A 17,070-nucleotide genomic window follows, 5' to 3' on the forward strand; every position below is an offset into this window, starting at 1 on the left:
TCTTCCTCCTTATGGTTGCAGCGGCTTACGTGGCCGCTGCCAAACCAACTAGCTCGGGACGCGGTCGTTCCCGGCCCCGGACCTCAGTCTGATGGCGCCCGGCCCTAGGTCCGAAACCCATTTCAATAATCGTTGGCGGCGCTATTTAAGGATCGGAGGGGCACCGCGTTGCGGACATGGCAGGAGACCGAGGGAGATGACACGATCCAACCGCCGGGAAGCTGGACGCAGGCGCCTGGCAATGCGCCTGCCGCACATGCGGACGCCGATCATGGAGGCGCGCGAACCGTGGCAACTCGAGCTTTTCGAGGCCTATCAGATGGCGGTCGAAGCACGCGATCGTCTTCGAAGGCGAGGATTCAATCTGAAGCTGGTGCGGGAATATGACGAGACCTGTGTTGAGATCGAGCAGCACGTCATCGATGCAATGCACGAACCCTCCCGTACAAACTATTGGATGATCCCTTAATCAAAGCCTGCGCGCCGATCAGGCGTCACTCTGCATTTTGATCTGCGGCTGGAACAGTTACGGCACGCGCCCGGTAACGATGAACGCGCTCATGCTTCCGCGAGGGTTCGCGCCGTAGCGTGACGCTACCTGCTCCGCCACTTCATCAACGATCTCGGACATGCGCTCCGGCGCCCGCGATTCGATCTCTCCTCTCAGCGGCGAACCCTTGCAGAATGCCGCCGCAACGTGGTGGGCGGTGGCCGCGACCGAGGCCAACGTCACCCGATCGCAGGAAACTGCCTCGAATCCCGCCGAAGAAACCTGTGCCTTGATCGTATGAGGATCAAAATAGGCGTATGGCAAACGTTCCAGGAAGTCCGGGGGATCCGACGGAAAGATCCGTGTCAGACATCCGTTCACACATCTGGCGAAGTCGTTGGCCGCAAGCGAATCCCAAGTCGAAAACAGGAAATGGCCTCCGCTCCGCAAAACTCTTTTCGCCTCGCCGTAGGCCTTCGGCTTGTCCGGAAAGAACATGACGCCGAACTGGCAGATCACCAGATCGAACATTGCGTGGGCGAACGGCAAATTTTGCGCGTCCGCATGCATCCAATGGGTTCGCGACAGCGTCAAGGACGGAGCGCCGACGTCGATCATTGCCTGGCTGAGATCGGTGGCGACGATCTCAGCCGCCGGATTGAGCTGCGCGCGCAGAGCGCGTGTCAGGGCACCGGTTCCCGCTGCGACTTCGAGCACGCTGACCGGTTTCAACCGTTCGGCGACAATCACCAACTTCGACGCATAGGGTTCGAAGAGGAGCGGCACGAGAAGGGCTTGGTAAAGATCGGCGACGCCCTCCCCGAACCGCGTCGGAGAGGTGGTCAATGCGGCGTCTGCGCCGCCTTCGATTTCAGCAGAAATTGTCACTCAACGTCTCCAGAACCAACCCCGTCGAACGGAAAATATGGCTGAATCGGCCGTTGTCCACGGTGATCGGACCATGGTCCCAGGCCTCTTCTACCGAAGTCCCCGGCGTGGAACGGGCGGCTGACGGCGTCGTTTGCAAGACACGGAAGGAGATCCGCACATGAGCCGCAGTAACAGATCCCATGTGAATGACGTCTGGAACGTCTCCGTCATCGCTCTTGTAGTCGTTCTCGCCGGCCTGCTCTATGTCTTTGGCGCAGCCATGTCAGGCGACAGCATCAAGCTGACCGAGAGCGTCAGGGGCGCCGAGGTCTTCGATACCAGAAATCTGCCCTGATCCTGTCTGGAAAAACCGCAAAGACGCTGTAGGTTACTCGGCAAAGTCACTTGCCGGTATCAAAATGAATTGGCTTCGCCGCTGGAATGCCCGCTCACTCGCCTCCCAGTTTTTCATCGCGGGTGGCCTGGTCTCGATCGCCGCCATGTTTCTGGTCGGCATTCTCGTAACTCATCTGATCGAGGATGCCGTCATTCATAATTCCGGCGCGGCAACAGCACTTTACGTCGACAGCGTCGTGGCGCCTCTGCTTCCTGACATGCAAACGGAATCGCTGCTGGATGAAGCCAGTGCGCAGGCGCTGGACGAGACGCTCGGCCAGGGCGCGCTCGGCAGGCGTCTTGTCTCATTCAAGCTGTGGCGAAGCGACGGCACCATCCTCTATTCGAACGAGAAAGAATTGGTGGGCCAGAAGTTTCCCGTAAACGAGAAGCTGCGGAAGGCATTCGCCGGATCGCTCGTTGCGCGCTACGAGATCGCCGACGACCCGGAAAGCGGCGTCGAGCGCGCGCTCGGCAAACCGTTGATGGAAATCTACAATCCGGTTCTGCAGCCGTGGTCCGGCCAGGCTGTCGCCGTGCTCGAATTCTACGAGACGGCGGAAGGTCTTGGCGACAGTCTGGCGCATGCGAGGCTGCAGAGTTGGGGGGCGGTCGCCGCTGTCACAGGGGTCTTCTTCCTCGTTCTTTCCGCCCTGGTGTTTCGGGGCAGCCGCACGATCGAAGCGCAGCGCAAGGATCTCAAGCAACGGGTGACGGAATTGTCGGCGCTGCTTTCCGAAAATCGCGGGCTTCAGCGGCGGCTGCAGCGCGCCTCGCAACGGGTGGCGGCACTGAACGAAACCTATCTGCGCAGCATCGGCGCCGATCTGCACGACGGCCCGGCACAGCACATCGCCTATGCTTCACTGCGCCTCGACAGCGACCTCTTGATCAACGCGTCGACCAAACCTGAAACCCGGGAAAAGGAACTTGCCTGGATTCGCTCGAGCCTGGCCGAGGCGATGACGGAGATCCGCAACATCTGCAGCGGACTGGTGCTCCCGCAGATCGAAAAATCCACAATCACCGAGATCGTGCTGCGGGTCGTCGAAGCGCATCAGCACAAGACCGAAACCCTTGTCGAAACGATCATCGACGAGGATGGACCCGAACTCGCAACTGCCGTAAAGATCTGTATTTATCGCTTCATTCAGGAAGCCCTGAACAATGCCTATCGCCACGGCGGCGGCGTTCAGCAGACCGTGAAAGCCGTGTCGCACAACGGTCATGTTCATGTCGAGGTCAGCGATCGTGGCAATGGTTTCGACCCGACGGAAGTGAGACCGGCAAGCCTCGGTCTGGTGGGGCTTCGCGAACGCGTCGACAGCCTGGGGGGATCCTTCGATATCAAGACAGGCGAAGGAGGAACGGTCGTGACCATGACCTTCGAGCCTATGGAAGTTGGAGACTAGAGAAATGACAGCAATCACCGTCGGCGTCGTGGACGACCACCCGCTTTTTCGCGAGGGCGTAACGCGCAGCTTGTCGGAGATGAGCGACTTCGTGGTTATCGGCGAAGGCGCCAGCAGCGAAGACGCCGCCATGATCGCTTCGAATAACCGCCCCGACGTCATGCTTCTCGATGTCTCGATGCCCGGCGGCGGATTGGCGGCAATCGGCAACGTCCTGGCGCAGAGCCCGACGACGAAGGTGCTGATGTTGACGGTATCGGAGGAGGTGGACACTCTGCTTGGAGCCTTGCAACAGGGCGCGATGGGCTATGTTCTCAAGGGCGTCGGCTCCCGTGGTCTTGCCGAAGCCATCCAGACCGTCCTCAGCGGAGCACGATACATCTCTCCGACGATGTCGACAAAGGTCATGGAGAATTCGCTGCATGACGCAGCCTCCGACAAGACCAGCCTGACGCCACGAGAACGCGAAGTGATGGATCTCGTCGCTCAAGGCCTTTCCAACAAGCATATCGGCTTGCGCCTTAACCTGCAGGAAAAGACCGTGAAGCACCATATGACCCAGATCCTGAGCAAACTCGGCGTCTCAAACAGGACGGAAGCGGCGCTGCAATGGCGCGAACGGCGGTAGCGCCGGGCCGACCTCAAACAGGATGGTTTTCGGCGGGCCGGCCGAAAACCATTCGGTTCCAAATCAAAGGTTAGGGAAGACCGAAAAGCGCTTAGACTTTTCAGCATCATGCTCTTAGCGAAGGAAGCGGCTCAGCCGGCGGGCGTCGTTGGCCGTCGCCTGACGGCTTATGATCGTCCTGCCTTTGGCGTCTTTCATGACATAACGGCCGCTGCGCAGGCTTTCGGTGATGCCGTTGGCGTGGCGAACGTTGATCGATCCGTCGGAATCTTCAGTCGCCTTCGCCCCCACTTCTGTCGACGAGGCGGCTGGAGAGGAAGCGGATCTGCTGGAGTTTCCACCGGCATTGTTGCCGGAACCGCTGTTGCCGCTTCCGCCCCCATTGCCGTTCCCCCCACCATTGCCTCCCCCACTACCTCCGCCGTTGCCTCCGCCGTTGCCGCCGCCATTGCCGCCGCCGCCGCCGTTTCCGCCCCCATTGCCGTTCCCGTTATTGCCGTCTTTTGCCTGCGCATGTTTGATCGCCGGTATCGGCAGGGAGCCGTCCAAACTGATCGTCAGAGGTGATGCGGCAGCAATCAGGGCGACGGCCGCACAACCACCCAATCTCAAAAAATTACGCTTCGAGATTGTCATGCCGTCGCCTCGTTCATCCGTTCTTCCCAATTCCCACGCTTGCTGGACGCGCCTGAATTTTCGCTTTTCCGAAGGTTAAATGCAACCGGACCAAAGGTACTAAGACAGGCAGGACTTTAGTCCGGCAAATGGGCCTGCGGTTGAATGAGCTCATATGCGGGCGATGTCATCGCAATTGGTGTCGGGGGTATAATCCACCTTCCCTTGCCGAGACGTTACTGCTTGAGGCGCTGACGCATTTTTCTGGAACTTCTTTCTTTGTCATCGCTTTGATTGTCAAAGCGCAACAGAGGAAGCCCCCGATGCCAAATCCCAACGAATCCCCCGCCGTCCAGTCGATGAGAAAAGAGCAGGCGGAACAGCGAAAGCAGGCCCGAAGGGGCGAACTCGACAAGGCGATCGAAGATACGTTTCCGGCGTCCGATCCGGTTTCGATCACCCATACCTCGATACCCGCCGGCCGTAGCGACGTCGAGGCGGCTGAACGCGTAAAGCGTGAGCCCGATCCAACAGCGCTTGACCAGGAATATCCTCTTGTCGAACAGGTCCTGCGCCCGAGCGGCCGCGACCACGAGGAACTGCGTGCACTGCAGAAAGAGGCCGGCCGCATCGCGGAGTCAGCTTCGGAACTGGCATCCGGAACAGCCCGCCTGGCAAAGGCGGAAGCGAAGGGTTTCGTTGAGGACCTCGAGGATCGGATACGCCGGCAGCCACTGACTGCCGCCGCGATCGTCGCCGGTATCGCCTTCGTCTTCGGCGCGACGCGTTGACAACGTCTGTCATGGCAACCCAATGGACCGGCGGCTGCCTATGCGGATCCTGCCGATACGAATTCGCCGGGGATCCGCCCCATTCGGGATATTGTCATTGCGATATGTGCAAGAAGGCGACCGGCAGTCCTTTCGCAGTGCTCGTTCAGGCTAGGGTCGAGGATCTCCTCTGGACCACCGGCTCCCCCGCCGTCTATCGGTCCTCGCCCATCGCAACGCGGGGTTTCTGCGGCAATTGCGGAACACCGCTCTATCTCCAATACGACGGTGATGAGCTCATCCGCGTGACGGCCGGGTCGCTTGATCACCCCGAACGGATTCGACCGGCAGGACATTACGGCGTGGAAAGCCGTCTTGAGTGGGCCGATTGCGGATGCGGACTTCCCGAGGAGGAAACTCAGGAACGGTTTTAGATTATGCCGCACCATCTCGGCGGGGTCCCATGAAAATCGCAACGTATAATGTCAACGGTATCAACGGGCGATTGGACATCCTGCTGCGCTGGCTGAAGGAGGATGCTCCGGATGTCGTCTGCCTTCAGGAGCTCAAAACTGACGACGCCAAGTTCCCGCGAAAGGAGACCGAACGAGCCGGCTACGGCGCCGTCTGGCACGGACAGAGATCCTGGAACGGGGTCGCCATCCTGGCAAAGGGCAAGACGCCGATTCTGACCCGACGCGGTCTGCCCGGCGATCCCGACGACACTCACAGCCGATATATCGAAGCTGCCGTCGATGGCATGCTGATCGGATGCCTGTATCTGCCGAATGGCAATCCCTTTCCCAGCGCCAAGTTCGAATACAAGCTCCGCTGGTTCCGTCGCCTGAGTGCCTATGCAGCGGAGCTCCTCGAAATCGAGGTGCCATCGATCCTGGCGGGGGATTTCAACGTCATGCCGACCGAGATCGATGTCTACAAGCCGGAGCGCTGGCTGGACGACGCGCTTTTCAGGCCGGAAGTCCGCAAGGCTTATGCACAACTTGTGGCCCAGGGCTGGACGGATGCCGTCAGGCATCTGCATCCGGGCGAGCGCATCTACACATTCTGGAAATACTGGCGGAACAGTTTCGAACGCGACGCCGGGCTCCGGATCGACCACCTTCTGCTCAGCCCGACGGTGGCGCCCTGGCTTCGATCGGCATGTGTCCGGCGAAAGCCGAGGGGCTGGGAGCATACGAGCGACCATGCGCCGGTCATGATCGAGCTCGGCATTCCCGCAGCTGAAGCCGTGTAAGCCGCGATGTTATCGATTGCCGAGCCAAGGGAACTGGCGATGCCGACCAGAGTTAGCGCGTGAAGGAGATCGCCCCATGGCTACCAATTCCATTCCTGATTCCGCAAAGCTTCCGCCGAAGTCATTGAACGAGGACACGGAGGATGCCGAGCTGCCCGAGGTTGATGTCGACGAGCAGCGCAAGCCGCCAGCCAGCATGGGCAGTAGCCGTGAGGCGGGCGACGGTCTCACGGATGCCGACCCCAAAACCGGCCGCGCCGATCAGAAGGACCGCATCCCGGCCCCGCAATTCTCCAACCGGGAGTGACCGTCATGGACGAAGCCAAGAACTATCTGAACACCGACGAAATATCGGCCGACGACCAGCTGTCGCCGAAGCCGGTCGAAGGAAAGGATCCGCCAAGGCACGAGCGCAAAAGCGAGGAAGCCGTAGCTGAAGGCTCCGACGAGACCGAGCGCGTCCGCGTTCCGCCGCCGGTTCCCAATCCCGATTGACTGCGATTGCGGCATCGTCTTACTCGCCGGCGCCGAGATCGTAGATGCGGCCCGTCAACCAGTCGGGCCAGTCCCGCTCGAAAAAGGATTTCGCGCTTTCATCCAGATTGCGGTTCGGCCGGGTTGAAAGCCTGATCTCATCGGCTTCGAGGCGAACGACGATCTGCTCGCAGCGATGGGCTTCGCGCTCCCTCCGAAAGCGATAGTCCTGCAACGGACCAGAGCTTGCCAGCGGAAGGGATTCGCCGTCGGCATCGCAGACCGCGCGTGCCCCGCGGCTGCCGCCGCCGTTGCGAATGAAGAAATCGAGCGCGCTGAGAACGGCTTCGGAGGCGAGCGCCATGTGCCGCCATTGCACCCCTCGAACCGCTTCCGCCGCACGACCGTAAGCGACGCCACCGGCGCGAATTTCGACATTCAGTTTACGAGCCTCGATCAGGGCCTGGCTGACGCTCTCCTGATTGCAGATGATGCCGGCTTTCTCGCTCATACGCGCCTGTACTGCCGAGCGGATGGCTTTGACGCTGAGCGGGCTTTCGGTCCGCAGGCCGGCAAGGAGACCGGCGATGCCCGCCTCTGCGGCGCCTGGTATGCCACCCGGCACGGCCCGTTTGCCCCTGCCGCTGGCGCCGATATGTTCTGCCACCCTGGTGCCGAAAACCTGTCCGGCGTTGAGTGCCGCCCCACCGGGCCGCGTTACCCCATGGGTGCCCGCCGCTTCGCCGACCGCGTAACAGCCTGCAAGATTGCTGCGGCCCCAGGTGTCGACCATGATGCCGCCGTTCATGTGCTGATTGTTGACGGCGAATTCCAGCGGCTCTGCGGCAATGTCGATCTTGTAGCGGCGATAGAGCTCGATCGCCAGCGGGTTCATGTGCTTCAACCGATCGATCGGCATTTCCTGATCGGCTCCGGCCTTGCCGAGATAAAGACGGACGTCTTCATCCAGTCGGTCCAGGCTGAACGGCCGGTCGCCGGGAACAGGCAACGGATTGCGGTTGAAGTCCATGAAGACGCGCCGACCGGCGGCGGTTTCCCTAGAGATGGCAAGATCCACCAGGCTCGAGCCGAAATCGAGCATGCGCGTCGCATGAAATGGCCATTGATAGCCCTTGCGGAAGATGTTCGACGCCAGCTCCTGTGTGCTGCGATAATAGCCTGCCAGGAAATGGTGTTCGGCCCCTCTCGCATCGACCGAATAGATATGCGGAACTGCCTGGACATAGGTCCCCGACAGATTCCACGGAAATCCCTCCCGGCGCGTTCCGATGCCGAACTGGCTTTCGGTGAGGTTGACCAGCTCGACGCCTGCCTCAAGCGCCAGCCCGAGCGAACCGAAGCAGCCATTGGGGTAAACGCTGTCGCGATAGAGCTCGCCCGGCCCGCCGGCGGCAAGCACGATCACGCCGCTGACGAACAGCGCGATGCCCAGCGGGTTCTCCTGCATACGGTCGCCGGCGCGCATGGCGAGTATTCCGACGACATGGCGGTCGGCTCCCTCGCCCTCGGTGAGGATTTTGACCGCGGTGGTCTGATTGTAGAACGGCACATCGAGGCGGAGCGCCTCCTCGGCCAGCACTTTGACCATCAGACGCGAGGTGCGCGGGCCGCAGCTGGTGGCGCGGCCGACCTCGTCATGGTCGGTCTGATATCGCAGCGTTCCACCAAGCGGATCCTGCGGCAGCGGCAGGCCAAGGAATTGCAGCGATGCCATCATCCGTGAGGAGCCCACCGCCTCGACATAGGCCGTGTCCTCATCCATGGCGCCGCCGCTGCGGATGGCGCGGGCCATCGCCTTGTAATTGTCGCCCTGATCCGCCGTGTTAGCGGTGTGCACGGTCTGCTTGTCCGAACCGGAGCAGGCCGAGGTCCCGCCCCAGGCGCTTTGACTGACGATGACGACATCGTCGCCGCGCCGCTTCATTTCCACAGCCGCGCGCAGACCTGCCGCGCCGGATCCGACGACGATACAGCCGGCTCGATAGATCGGCACGTCGACACCGGCGAGCCGAGCCATTGCCGATGGACCGGGTTCAGGCGGAAGCCTGGGCATGTCGACATCGGTCAGCGCGTCGAGAATTTCCTGCGGGACATCTATGGTCATCGGCGTTTATCCGAGCGGGATGTCGACCCAGCGCTTCTGCCGGGAGGACTCCATGCACGCATCGACGATCTGGCAGATGTGGTGCCCGGTATCGAATGTCGGCCACATCGGTCTGTTTGAGACGATCGAGCGGATCACTTCGGCGACCTCGATGATCTTGCTTTCATTATAGCCGATGCCGAAATTCGGCAGAGGCAGGAAAGCGCGGAAGGTGGGGTTTTCCGGCCCGACGTCGATCTCGCGAAAACCCCGCCGTCCCGTCCGGTCGTCATTGGAATAAAAGCGCAGCCGATTTATCTCGTCATACGTATAGGCGACGCTGCCTTTCGTTCCGTAGACCTCGTAGGTCTGCATGAATTTGCGCCCGGTCGCGACACGGCTGAAATCGACGATGCCGCCGGCGCCGTTTTCGAACCGGCATAGCAGGTTCGTTGCATCAGGATTGGTGATATCGGCCCAGGATTCGCTTCCCGTAAGCTTCACCTGCTCGCCATAGGCAAGGCCCTCGACGACGGGCCGGCGCGGCGTGACGATGAGATTGTCGGCGATCAGCGAACTGACGCGGCCGACCAGGAAATCCATGAAGCTGAAGATATGCGAGCCGGTATCGCCAACGATCCCCGTCGGCGCAAGCTTGCCATCGGCTCGCCACATGAAGGGCGCGGCGGGATCACCATACATGTCGACGTGCTGACAACCGCGGAACAGCTTGATATCGCCAATTTCACCTGAATCGATGATGTCCTTTGCCAGGTCATGGACAGGATTGCGCGGAAAGGCGTGACCGACACGCGTGATCACACCTTTTTCTCTGGCGATCTCGGCCAGTTCCCGCGCTTCGTCAGCGGTATTGGCCAAGGGCTTCTCGCAATAGACATGCTTGCCGGCTAGCAACGCCGCCTTGGCCACGGGATAATGAAGATGGTCGGGCAAGCAGATATCGATCAGGTCGACATCGGGATCGGCAACGGCCGGATGCCAATCCTGAAGGATCCTGGCACCGGGCGCCCGGTTGGCAAGACCCTCGGCGACATCCGGATTGCCGTCGACAAGCGTCACGATCCGCCCCGTTCCATCCGACACGCCGAAAAAGTGCGGAAAGGTCTGATAGGCCATGGTGTGGACCTTTCCCATCCAGCCCGAGGCCCCAAGCACTGCAACCCTCACTTCAGACATTGTCGTACCTCCTCTCGAAAGGGCTTACTGGATTTCCGCACGGGCGCGCGGCCTCGTATCGTTGCGTTCGTAGGCGAAGATGGCGGAAGGCAGCGCCGGCAGACCCCGAATAAGGTCCGATCCCTTTTCGCCGACCATTATCGTCGGCGCATTGGTGTTGCAGGACGGCACGCGCGGCATGACCGAGGAATCGCAGACCCTGAGGCCTTCCAACCCGTGCACCTTGAGATCGAGCCCAACGACGGCGTCAGGCCCCGTCCCCATCTTGCAGGTGCCGACGGGATGGTGGTCGGTCTTGGCGTTGGCGCAGCCATAGTCGAAAAGCTGCTCGTCGGTCATGACCTTCGGCCCGGGAAGCCGTTCGGCCATGACATAAGGCTTCAGCGCCGCCTGCTGCATGATTTCGCGGGCGATCTTCAGCCCCTCCAGCGACATCTTCCTGTCGTGCGGATCGGACCAGTAGTTGGGGTCGATCAAGGGTGCGGCACCCGGGTCGGCGGATGACAGACGCACCGTGCCTCGCGAGCGCGGATGCAGATAGGCGGAGTTGAGGGTCACGCCGGCATTCTTCAGCCTCTCGACGCCAGCTTCGATGCCTGACCCCAAACCGAGGTGGAACTGGATATCGGGAGACCGCGCTTCGGGATCGGCATACCAGAAGCCGCCGGTCTCGAAGAGCGACGAGGCGACCGGGCCGGAGCGGAACAGGACATATTGAACCCCGGCCCAAAGCGTGCGGTGCAGCTTCGCGACGCCGTCATAGGTGTGATCGCCGGTGCATTCGGCGATGACGAAAAGATCCAGGTGATCCTGCAGGTTGCCGCCCACTCCGGGCAAATCGTGGTGCACCTTGACGTCCACCGATTTGAGGTGATCGGCCGGCCCGATGCCGGACTGCAGAAGCAGCTTCGGCGACCCGATCGCGCCCGAAGACACCAGGACCTCACGTTCGGCGCGCACGATTTCCAGGCCGCGAGCGGTCGCGATCTCGACGCCGGTCGCTCGGCCTCCTTCGACGATGATCCGCGCGACGCGCGCGCCGGTCCGGACGGTCAGGTTCTTCCGGTCCCTGATCGGCGAGAGATAGGCGAGCGATGCCGAGGACCGGCGGCGGTTGCGCTGCGTCAGCTGGTAAAATCCGACGCCGGCCTGCTGGCGGCCGTTGAAATCGTGATTATAGGGAATGCCGAGCTCCTGCCCTGCACGGATATAGGCATCGCAGATCGGCAGCGCTGCCGCCGGCATCGACACACCCAGCGGACCGCCATAGGCGTGGTAATCGTCGGCGAAGCGCTGATTGTCCTCGGCCCGTTTGAAATAGGGCAGGATCGAGCGATAGTCCCAGCCCTCGCAGCCGTCTTCGCTGGCCCAGAGATCGTAGTCGACCGCGTTTCCGCGCGTGTAGAGCTGGGCGTTGATGGACGAGCCGCCACCGATGACCTTCGCCTGGGTGTAGCGAAGCACCCTGCCCTTCATGTGCTTCTGGGGAACGGTCTGCCAACCCCAGCTGGCCACGCCCTTGGTCATCTTGGCGAAGCCGGCGGGCATGTGAAAAAGAGGATTCCAATCGCCGCCTCCTGCTTCGAGAAGCAGCACTTTAACATCGGGATCTTCGCTGAGCCGGCTTGCCAGGACGCAGCCTGCGGGACCGGCACCGGTGATGATATAATCGAATCCCATTTTACTGTCCTATTTGAGGCCGGCATCCGCCAACGGATCTGCCTGTGTTTGCGAGTCCTTCGATGCGATGTGATCGGCGACTCTCAGCGCCTGACTGGCGACGGTCAGCGCCGGATTGACCGCAGCCGAGGTAGGCAGGAAACCGGCGTCGACGACGAAGAGGTTTTCGTGATCGTAGGACCGGCAATAGACATCGAGCGGCGCTGTCGCAGGATCGTTGCCGATCCGGACTGTCCCACACTGATGGGACGGCGTGCGCTTGTCGAAAGGCCGCGACAGCACGATCGGAAACCCGACCGACCGCAGGATCGCTTTCAGCTTGGCGACAAGCGCCAGATGGGCGTCCCAATTGGTTCTCTGCCATTGCAGAATGATCCGATCGCCCTCGACCATGACGCGGCTTTCGGGATTGGGCACGTCTTCGCTCATCGCGTAGAAGTCGATGGCATGACCTGTGATGAAGCGCAGAAGCCATTCCGGAGCCTGCGGCAGAGAGCCCTTCAGAACCTTTTCGGAGATGCGGCCCAGGAGCTGCACGTTGCCGAGTGGCGGACCGCCCTCTCCGTCGGAGAGATAGAAATCGTTGAAGGCAAAGGTCTTCTGATAGACGGCGGTGTTGCTGAACCGTGGCGAAACGCCGATCACGGCGGAAGCGTTGTGGTTCATGAAGTTGCGGCCCACCTGATCGGACGAGTTGGCGAGGCCCCGGGGGAAGCGGTCGTTTTTCGACCGAAGCAACAGCACCGACGATTGGACCGCCCCGGCCGAAAGGATGACGATGTCAGGCGAGACAGTCAGCGTTTCACCATCCTTGACATAGGTGACCCGGTCGATCCGGCTGCCTGATCCGGTATCGAGCCGTGTCACGCGTGCATTGGTTTCGAGCCGGACGTTCTTGTGTCTCAATGCCACCGAAAGTGCGGCGGTCTCGGCGTCCATCTTGCCGTCCCTTGCATTCGGATGGGCGTCCCAGGGCGTGCGCGCCTTGGAGAGCCAGGCGTCAAGATCGAGGCCGAGCGGCAGCGAAAACGGATGCAGGCCTTTCGCCTTGAGGCGCGCCCGGACATCGGCGATCGGCGCCTCGTCGGGCACGGGCGGGAATTCGTAAGCAGTCGAGTGATAAGGTTCGGTCGGATCGTCGCCGAGACTGCCGCGGACCTGATACATCCGCTCCGCCTTCGAGTACCAGGGCTCCAACTCCTCATAAGGAAAGGGCCAGGCCGGCGACACGCCTTCGCGGTGTTCGATGACGCCGAAGTCCTCTCTGCGATAACGCGACAAGACGGCGCCGTAGAATTTCGAATTGCCGCCGACATTGTAATAGTTGCCGGGATTGAAACCCTTGCCGTTCGCCTCGTACCAGACTTCCCTAGGGCGGAAATGCCCTCGCTGGAAGATGGCGCGCTGGTCACGGTTGACCGGAAGATCGGCAATGTGGTCGCCGGCTTCGAGGATCAATATGTCAGCGCCGGTCGCGGCCAGGCCGGCGGCGACAGTGGAGCCGCCGACGCCTGAGCCGATGATGACGATGTCTGGTGAACTGCTCATCTTAGCCTCTGGCCATCAGGCGATCCGCATCTGGCTGTCGGGATCGAAGAACACGGCCTTGTCGAGATTGAAGGCGAGACGGGTGTTCTGGCCAGGCGCAATGCCGGCATCGGCGCGCAGGCGGGCGACGACGGATTTGCCGCCGAGCTTGGTGACGGCAAAGGTGTCGGAGCCGGCCGGTTCGACCACCTCGATCAGGCAATCGTCCTCGGTCAGCGAGCGCGCCTTGCGGTCGGCTCCGTCAGGATCGGTCAAGGCCTCTGGGCGGATGCCGAAGATTACCTGCTTGCCGGCATAGGCGGAGAGGCCGTTGGCGCCTGCAACGACCGGCAATCGCAGCGGCGCAGCATTCGGCCGCTCCAGCGACACGGCAAGCCCGGAGGCGCCATTCTCGACGGTGGCGTTGAGCAGGTTCATCGCCGGCGATCCCATGAAGTCGGCGACGAAGAGATTGGCCGGGCTGTTATAGATCTCGGCCGGCGTGCCGAACTGCTGCAGCACCCCGTCCTTCAGCACGGCGATCTTGGTCGCCAGCGTCATCGCCTCGATCTGGTCGTGGGTGACATAGACGAAGGTGGTGCCCATGCGCTGATGCAGCCGCTTGATCTCGGTGCGCATGTCGACGCGCAGCTTGGCGTCGAGATTGGAAAGCGGCTCGTCGAACAGGAAGACCTGCGGATTGCGCACCAGCGCCCGGCCCATGGCGACACGCTGGCGCTGGCCGCCGGAGAGCTGGCTCGGCTTGCGGTCGAGCAGATGGCCGATCTGCAGCATGTCGGAGACCTGTTTGATCGCCTTGGCCCGCTCCTCCTTCGGAACGCCGCGGATTTCCATGCCGAAGGCGATGTTGCCCGCCACCGTCATGTTCGGATAGAGCGCATAGGACTGGAACACCATGGCGATGTCGCGCTTGGACGGGTGCAGGCCATTGATCGCCCGCCCGTCGATCCGGATATCGCCCGAGGTGATCGTCTCCAGCCCGGCAATGGTGTTGAGTAGGGTCGACTTGCCGCAGCCGGACGGGCCGACCAGCACCAGGAAGCCGCCCTTTTCGAGTTCGAGGTCGATGCCCTTGAGAATGTCGACGGCGCCGAAGCGTTTTCTGAGACCGGAGATTTCCAGGAAGGCCATGACTTACCCTTTGACTGCGCCCGCCATCAGACCGCGCACGAAGTAGCGGCCGGCGAGGATATAGACGATGAGTGTCGGAACGGCCGCGATCATCGCCGCGGCCATGTTGACATTGTATTCGACCACCCCGGTCGAGGTGTTGACGACATTGTTGAGCGCCACCGTCATCGGCATGGAGTCGCCGGTGCCGGCATAGGCGGAAGCAAACAGGAAGTCGTTCCAGATATTGGTGAACTGGTAGATGACGGTGACGACGATGATCGGCAGCGAGTTCGGCAGCATGATGCGGCGGAAGATCTGGAAGAAGCTGGCGCCGTCGACCTGGGCGGCGCGCACCAGCTCGGTCGGAAAGGCCTCGTAAAAATTGCGGAAGAACAGCGTGGTGAAGCCCAAGCCATAGACGACATGGACGAAGACCAGGTTGACCGTCGAATTGCCGAAGCCGAAGTTCCAGCCGGTGGCCTTCTGCAGGGTGACGCCGAAGCGGCCGAGCGAGCCGAGGATGGTCGCCATCGGCAAGAGCACCGACTGGAACGGGATGAAGCAGGCAAACAGCATCAGCCCGAACACCAGCGTATGGCCGGGGAAACGCCATTTGGTCAGGATATAGCCGTTCAGCGCTCCCATGATGGTGGAGATGGCGACGGCCGGCACCACCATCTTGATCGAGTTCCAGAAATAGCCCTTGATGCCGGCGCAGGTCAGGCCGACGCAGGCCTCGCCCCAGGCCTTGATCCAGGGATCGAAGGTCGGCGCCTGCGGCAGCGCCAGCATGTTGCCGCCCTGGATCTCGTCCATCGTCTTGAACGAGGTGGTCAGCATGACGAAGAGCGGCATCAGGTAGAGGATGGCGAAGATCACCAGCAGGCCGTAGATGACCAGCCGGCCGAGAAAGCGGGCATTGTTGCTGGAATGGGAGGGAGAGGAAACCGAGATGCTCATCGCGTCTTCTCCTTCAGTTCGGAATAGAGATAGGGCACGATGATCGCCGAGATGGTCATCAGCATGATGATGGCGCTGGCCGAGCCGACGGCCATCTCGTTGCGCTTGAAGGTATATTCATACATGAAGTTGGACGGCAGCCAGGCCGAGCCGCCCGGCCCGCCCGAGGTCAGCGCCACGACGAGGTCGTAGGACTTGATCGCCATATGGGCGAGCACGATGAAGGCGGAGAGAAAGATCGGCCGCAAGAGCGGAATGACGATGCGGCGATAGAGCTGGAAGGGCGAGGCGCCGTCGATCTGCGCCGCCTTCATGATCTCGCCGTCGATGCCGCGTAAGCCCGCCAGGAACATCGCCATGACGAAGCCCGAGGCCTGCCAGACACCGGCGATGACGACGGTGTAGATGACGAAGTCCTTGTTCTTGATCCAGTCGAAGTGGAAGCTCGTCCAGCCGAAGTGGTGCAGCGTCTGTTCGAGCCCAAGGCCGGGATCGAGGAACCACTTCCAGGCCACCCCGGTGACGATGAAGGAGAGCGCCATCGGATAGAGGAAGATCGGCCTGAGCAGCCCCTCGCCACGGATCTTCTGGTCGAGCAGGATGGCAAGCAGCAGGCCAAGGCCTAAGCAGATGCCGACATAGAGGAAGCCGAAGATCGCCATGTTGGTGATCGAGGTATACCAGGACGACGGCGGGTCGCTCTCGAAGGTCCAGCGCCACAGCCGCTGATAGGCGCGTGCCCCGGTCAGCGCATAGGACGGAAAGGTCTTGGAATTGGTGAAGGACAGATAGGCCGTCCAGACGATGAAGCCGTAGACGAAGACCAGGGTGATGACGAAGCTCGGCGCCAACACGATCTTCGGCAGCGCATCCTGCAGCCGGCCCCGCAGCGAGATCGGCGTCACTTGCCCGGGGGTCAGAACCGGATCGGTGGTGGCAACTGTGCTCATGGATATCATCTCCCTTCCCGCAGGATCGCTCGGCATTTATCGCTGCGGAGCCTGAAGCTTCCCCGCGAGATCACGCGGGGAAGCATTGTCATCGACGACCCTTAGCGGGCGTCGTCGATTGCCTGGACCAGCTGGGTGACGGCTTCGTCGGAGCTCTTGATCTGGCCGTGGACGAACTTCGAGACGACGTCCTTATAGGCATTGGCGATCGCCGGCGGCGCGCCGTAACCCTGGGCGAGCGAACCGAACAGCGTGCCGCCCTCATTGGCGGCCTTCAGATCGGCGATGCCCTTCTTGCCGCAGGCGTCGAAGTCGGTGTCGGGAACGTCGGTGCGGGCCGGCACCGAACCCTTGACGACGTTGAAGGCCGACTGGAAGCTCTTCGACAGCGTTGCCGTTGCCAGCGCCACCTGCGCCGCCTTGCGGTCGTCGGGCACGTTGAACATGCCGAACATGTCGGAGTTGTAGATGACGCTGCCGTCGGTGCCCGGGAAGCGGTAGCACAGGAAGTCCTTGTCCGGGGTCTTCTTGGCGGCGACGAATTCGCCCTTGGCCCAGTCGCCCATCACCTGCACCAGCGCATCACCCTTGATGACCATGGCGGTCGC

The 17,070-nt window shown here is 61.7% G+C and carries 18 protein-coding genes and 1 pseudogene; 9 read left to right on the forward strand and 10 right to left on the reverse strand.

Annotation, left to right across the window (positions count from 1 at the left end; genetic code table 11):
* Window positions 1-196: 196 nt before the first annotated feature.
* Window positions 197-469 (forward strand): hypothetical protein, encoded by a 273-nt coding sequence (locus EFD56_RS28285; RefSeq protein WP_004679546.1) that lies wholly within the window; start codon window positions 197-199, stop codon window positions 467-469.
* A 57-nt stretch (window positions 470-526) separates the two neighbouring features.
* On the opposite strand, the gene EFD56_RS28290 is transcribed toward EFD56_RS28285, so the two are convergent.
* On the reverse strand, window positions 527-1,378 hold the full coding sequence (locus EFD56_RS28290) for a class I SAM-dependent methyltransferase (RefSeq protein WP_126906885.1): 852 nt from the start codon (window positions 1,376-1,378) through the stop codon (window positions 527-529).
* A gap of 160 nt (window positions 1,379-1,538) precedes the next feature.
* Here EFD56_RS28290 and EFD56_RS32820 point away from each other — a divergent pair, with 160 nt between their 5' ends.
* From EFD56_RS32820 to EFD56_RS28300, 3 genes are all read left to right on the forward strand, one after another.
* Window positions 1,539-1,715, forward strand: coding sequence for a hypothetical protein (locus EFD56_RS32820; RefSeq protein ID WP_004679550.1), 177 nt, complete (start codon window positions 1,539-1,541; stop codon window positions 1,713-1,715).
* Between the two features lie 64 nt (window positions 1,716-1,779).
* A complete protein-coding gene (locus EFD56_RS28295) occupies window positions 1,780-3,168 on the forward strand; it encodes a sensor histidine kinase (protein WP_085742288.1) in 1,389 nt (462 codons plus the stop codon).
* Between the two features lie 4 nt (window positions 3,169-3,172).
* Window positions 3,173-3,796 carry a response regulator gene (locus EFD56_RS28300; RefSeq protein ID WP_004679554.1) on the forward strand — a complete coding sequence of 208 codons (624 nt, stop codon included), beginning with the start codon at window positions 3,173-3,175 and terminating at the stop codon, window positions 3,794-3,796.
* Between the two features lie 114 nt (window positions 3,797-3,910).
* Here the strand turns inward: EFD56_RS28300 and EFD56_RS32825 are convergent, their stop codons facing one another.
* On the reverse strand, window positions 3,911-4,432 hold the full coding sequence (locus EFD56_RS32825) for a hypothetical protein (RefSeq protein WP_085742287.1): 522 nt from the start codon (window positions 4,430-4,432) through the stop codon (window positions 3,911-3,913).
* Between the two features lie 302 nt (window positions 4,433-4,734).
* Between EFD56_RS32825 and EFD56_RS28310 the strand changes: the two genes are divergently transcribed.
* The 5 genes from EFD56_RS28310 to EFD56_RS28330 all read left to right on the forward strand — a co-directional run bounded on the left by EFD56_RS28310 (window position 4,735) and on the right by EFD56_RS28330 (window position 6,931).
* The gene (locus EFD56_RS28310) at window positions 4,735-5,202 is read left to right on the forward strand and encodes a hypothetical protein (protein WP_085742286.1); all 468 of its coding nucleotides are present in this window, start codon (window positions 4,735-4,737) and stop codon (window positions 5,200-5,202) included.
* 11 nt (window positions 5,203-5,213) lie between these two features.
* Entirely contained in the window at window positions 5,214-5,615 is a 402-nt protein-coding gene (locus EFD56_RS28315) for a GFA family protein (RefSeq protein ID WP_126906887.1), read from the forward strand.
* 29 nt (window positions 5,616-5,644) lie between these two features.
* Complete coding sequence (gene xth, locus EFD56_RS28320; protein ID WP_085742284.1) at window positions 5,645-6,436, forward strand: exodeoxyribonuclease III; 792 nt, start codon at window positions 5,645-5,647, stop codon at window positions 6,434-6,436.
* Between the two features lie 76 nt (window positions 6,437-6,512).
* Window positions 6,513-6,743: a hypothetical protein gene (locus EFD56_RS28325; RefSeq protein ID WP_170967763.1), complete on the forward strand. Its 231-nt coding sequence runs from the start codon at window positions 6,513-6,515 to the stop codon at window positions 6,741-6,743.
* Between the two features lie 5 nt (window positions 6,744-6,748).
* Window positions 6,749-6,931 (forward strand): hypothetical protein, encoded by a 183-nt coding sequence (locus tag EFD56_RS28330; protein WP_085742283.1) that lies wholly within the window; start codon window positions 6,749-6,751, stop codon window positions 6,929-6,931.
* Between the two features lie 19 nt (window positions 6,932-6,950).
* Here EFD56_RS28330 and EFD56_RS28335 read toward each other — a convergent pair whose 3' ends face one another.
* The 8 genes and pseudogenes from EFD56_RS28335 to EFD56_RS28370 form a co-directional block, all read right to left on the reverse strand.
* The gene (locus EFD56_RS28335) at window positions 6,951-9,035 is read right to left on the reverse strand and encodes an FAD-dependent oxidoreductase (RefSeq protein WP_126906888.1); all 2,085 of its coding nucleotides are present in this window, start codon (window positions 9,033-9,035) and stop codon (window positions 6,951-6,953) included.
* A gap of 6 nt (window positions 9,036-9,041) precedes the next feature.
* Entirely contained in the window at window positions 9,042-10,211 is a 1,170-nt protein-coding gene (locus tag EFD56_RS28340; RefSeq protein WP_085742282.1) for a Gfo/Idh/MocA family protein, read from the reverse strand.
* Between the two features lie 24 nt (window positions 10,212-10,235).
* Window positions 10,236-11,891, reverse strand: a complete 1,656-nt coding sequence (locus tag EFD56_RS28345; protein WP_126906889.1) for a GMC family oxidoreductase — start codon at window positions 11,889-11,891, stop codon at window positions 10,236-10,238.
* A 9-nt stretch (window positions 11,892-11,900) separates the two neighbouring features.
* Window positions 11,901-13,439 (reverse strand): GMC oxidoreductase, encoded by a 1,539-nt coding sequence (locus EFD56_RS28350; RefSeq protein ID WP_085742280.1) that lies wholly within the window; start codon window positions 13,437-13,439, stop codon window positions 11,901-11,903.
* 15 nt (window positions 13,440-13,454) lie between these two features.
* Window positions 13,455-14,570 (reverse strand): ABC transporter ATP-binding protein, encoded by a 1,116-nt coding sequence (locus tag EFD56_RS28355; protein ID WP_037141519.1) that lies wholly within the window; start codon window positions 14,568-14,570, stop codon window positions 13,455-13,457.
* Window positions 14,571-14,573: 3 nt separating this feature from the next.
* Complete coding sequence (locus EFD56_RS28360; RefSeq protein WP_126906890.1) at window positions 14,574-15,512, reverse strand: carbohydrate ABC transporter permease; 939 nt, start codon at window positions 15,510-15,512, stop codon at window positions 14,574-14,576.
* Window positions 15,509-16,462 (reverse strand): carbohydrate ABC transporter permease, encoded by a 954-nt coding sequence (locus EFD56_RS28365; protein WP_126905956.1) that lies wholly within the window; start codon window positions 16,460-16,462, stop codon window positions 15,509-15,511. Before EFD56_RS28365 ends, EFD56_RS28360 begins: the two co-directional genes overlap by 4 nt.
* 101 nt (window positions 16,463-16,563) lie before the next feature.
* Window positions 16,564-17,070 (reverse strand): annotated as a pseudogene (locus tag EFD56_RS28370) (sugar ABC transporter substrate-binding protein); the annotation flags it as partial.

Source organism: Rhizobium phaseoli (assembly GCF_003985125.1).
GTDB classification, from domain to species: Bacteria; Pseudomonadota; Alphaproteobacteria; order Rhizobiales; family Rhizobiaceae; genus Rhizobium; species Rhizobium phaseoli.

What these genes read in the sequence shown, in the direction of transcription:
- xth (WP_085742284.1), top strand. Translation starts at nt 5,645, where the DNA reads ATGAAAATCGCAACGTATAATGTCAACGGTATCAACGGGCGATTGGAC.
- EFD56_RS28310 (WP_085742286.1), top strand. Translation starts at nt 4,735, where the DNA reads ATGCCAAATCCCAACGAATCCCCCGCCGTCCAGTCGATGAGAAAAGAG.
- EFD56_RS28350 (WP_085742280.1), bottom strand. Translation starts at nt 13,439, where the DNA reads ATGAGCAGTTCACCAGACATCGTCATCATCGGCTCAGGCGTCGGCGGC.
- EFD56_RS28360 (WP_126906890.1), bottom strand. Translation starts at nt 15,512, where the DNA reads ATGAGCATCTCGGTTTCCTCTCCCTCCCATTCCAGCAACAATGCCCGC.
- EFD56_RS32820 (WP_004679550.1), top strand. Translation starts at nt 1,539, where the DNA reads ATGAGCCGCAGTAACAGATCCCATGTGAATGACGTCTGGAACGTCTCC.
- EFD56_RS32825 (WP_085742287.1), bottom strand. Translation starts at nt 4,432, where the DNA reads ATGACAATCTCGAAGCGTAATTTTTTGAGATTGGGTGGTTGTGCGGCC.
- EFD56_RS28285 (WP_004679546.1), top strand. Translation starts at nt 197, where the DNA reads ATGACACGATCCAACCGCCGGGAAGCTGGACGCAGGCGCCTGGCAATG.
- EFD56_RS28315 (WP_126906887.1), top strand. Translation starts at nt 5,214, where the DNA reads ATGGCAACCCAATGGACCGGCGGCTGCCTATGCGGATCCTGCCGATAC.
- EFD56_RS28365 (WP_126905956.1), bottom strand. Translation starts at nt 16,462, where the DNA reads ATGAGCACAGTTGCCACCACCGATCCGGTTCTGACCCCCGGGCAAGTG.
- EFD56_RS28340 (WP_085742282.1), bottom strand. Translation starts at nt 10,211, where the DNA reads ATGTCTGAAGTGAGGGTTGCAGTGCTTGGGGCCTCGGGCTGGATGGGA.
- EFD56_RS28300 (WP_004679554.1), top strand. Translation starts at nt 3,173, where the DNA reads ATGACAGCAATCACCGTCGGCGTCGTGGACGACCACCCGCTTTTTCGC.
- EFD56_RS28330 (WP_085742283.1), top strand. Translation starts at nt 6,749, where the DNA reads ATGGACGAAGCCAAGAACTATCTGAACACCGACGAAATATCGGCCGAC.
- EFD56_RS28355 (WP_037141519.1), bottom strand. Translation starts at nt 14,570, where the DNA reads ATGGCCTTCCTGGAAATCTCCGGTCTCAGAAAACGCTTCGGCGCCGTC.
- EFD56_RS28325 (WP_170967763.1), top strand. Translation starts at nt 6,513, where the DNA reads ATGGCTACCAATTCCATTCCTGATTCCGCAAAGCTTCCGCCGAAGTCA.
- EFD56_RS28345 (WP_126906889.1), bottom strand. Translation starts at nt 11,891, where the DNA reads ATGGGATTCGATTATATCATCACCGGTGCCGGTCCCGCAGGCTGCGTC.
- EFD56_RS28295 (WP_085742288.1), top strand. Translation starts at nt 1,780, where the DNA reads ATGAATTGGCTTCGCCGCTGGAATGCCCGCTCACTCGCCTCCCAGTTT.
- EFD56_RS28335 (WP_126906888.1), bottom strand. Translation starts at nt 9,035, where the DNA reads ATGACCATAGATGTCCCGCAGGAAATTCTCGACGCGCTGACCGATGTC.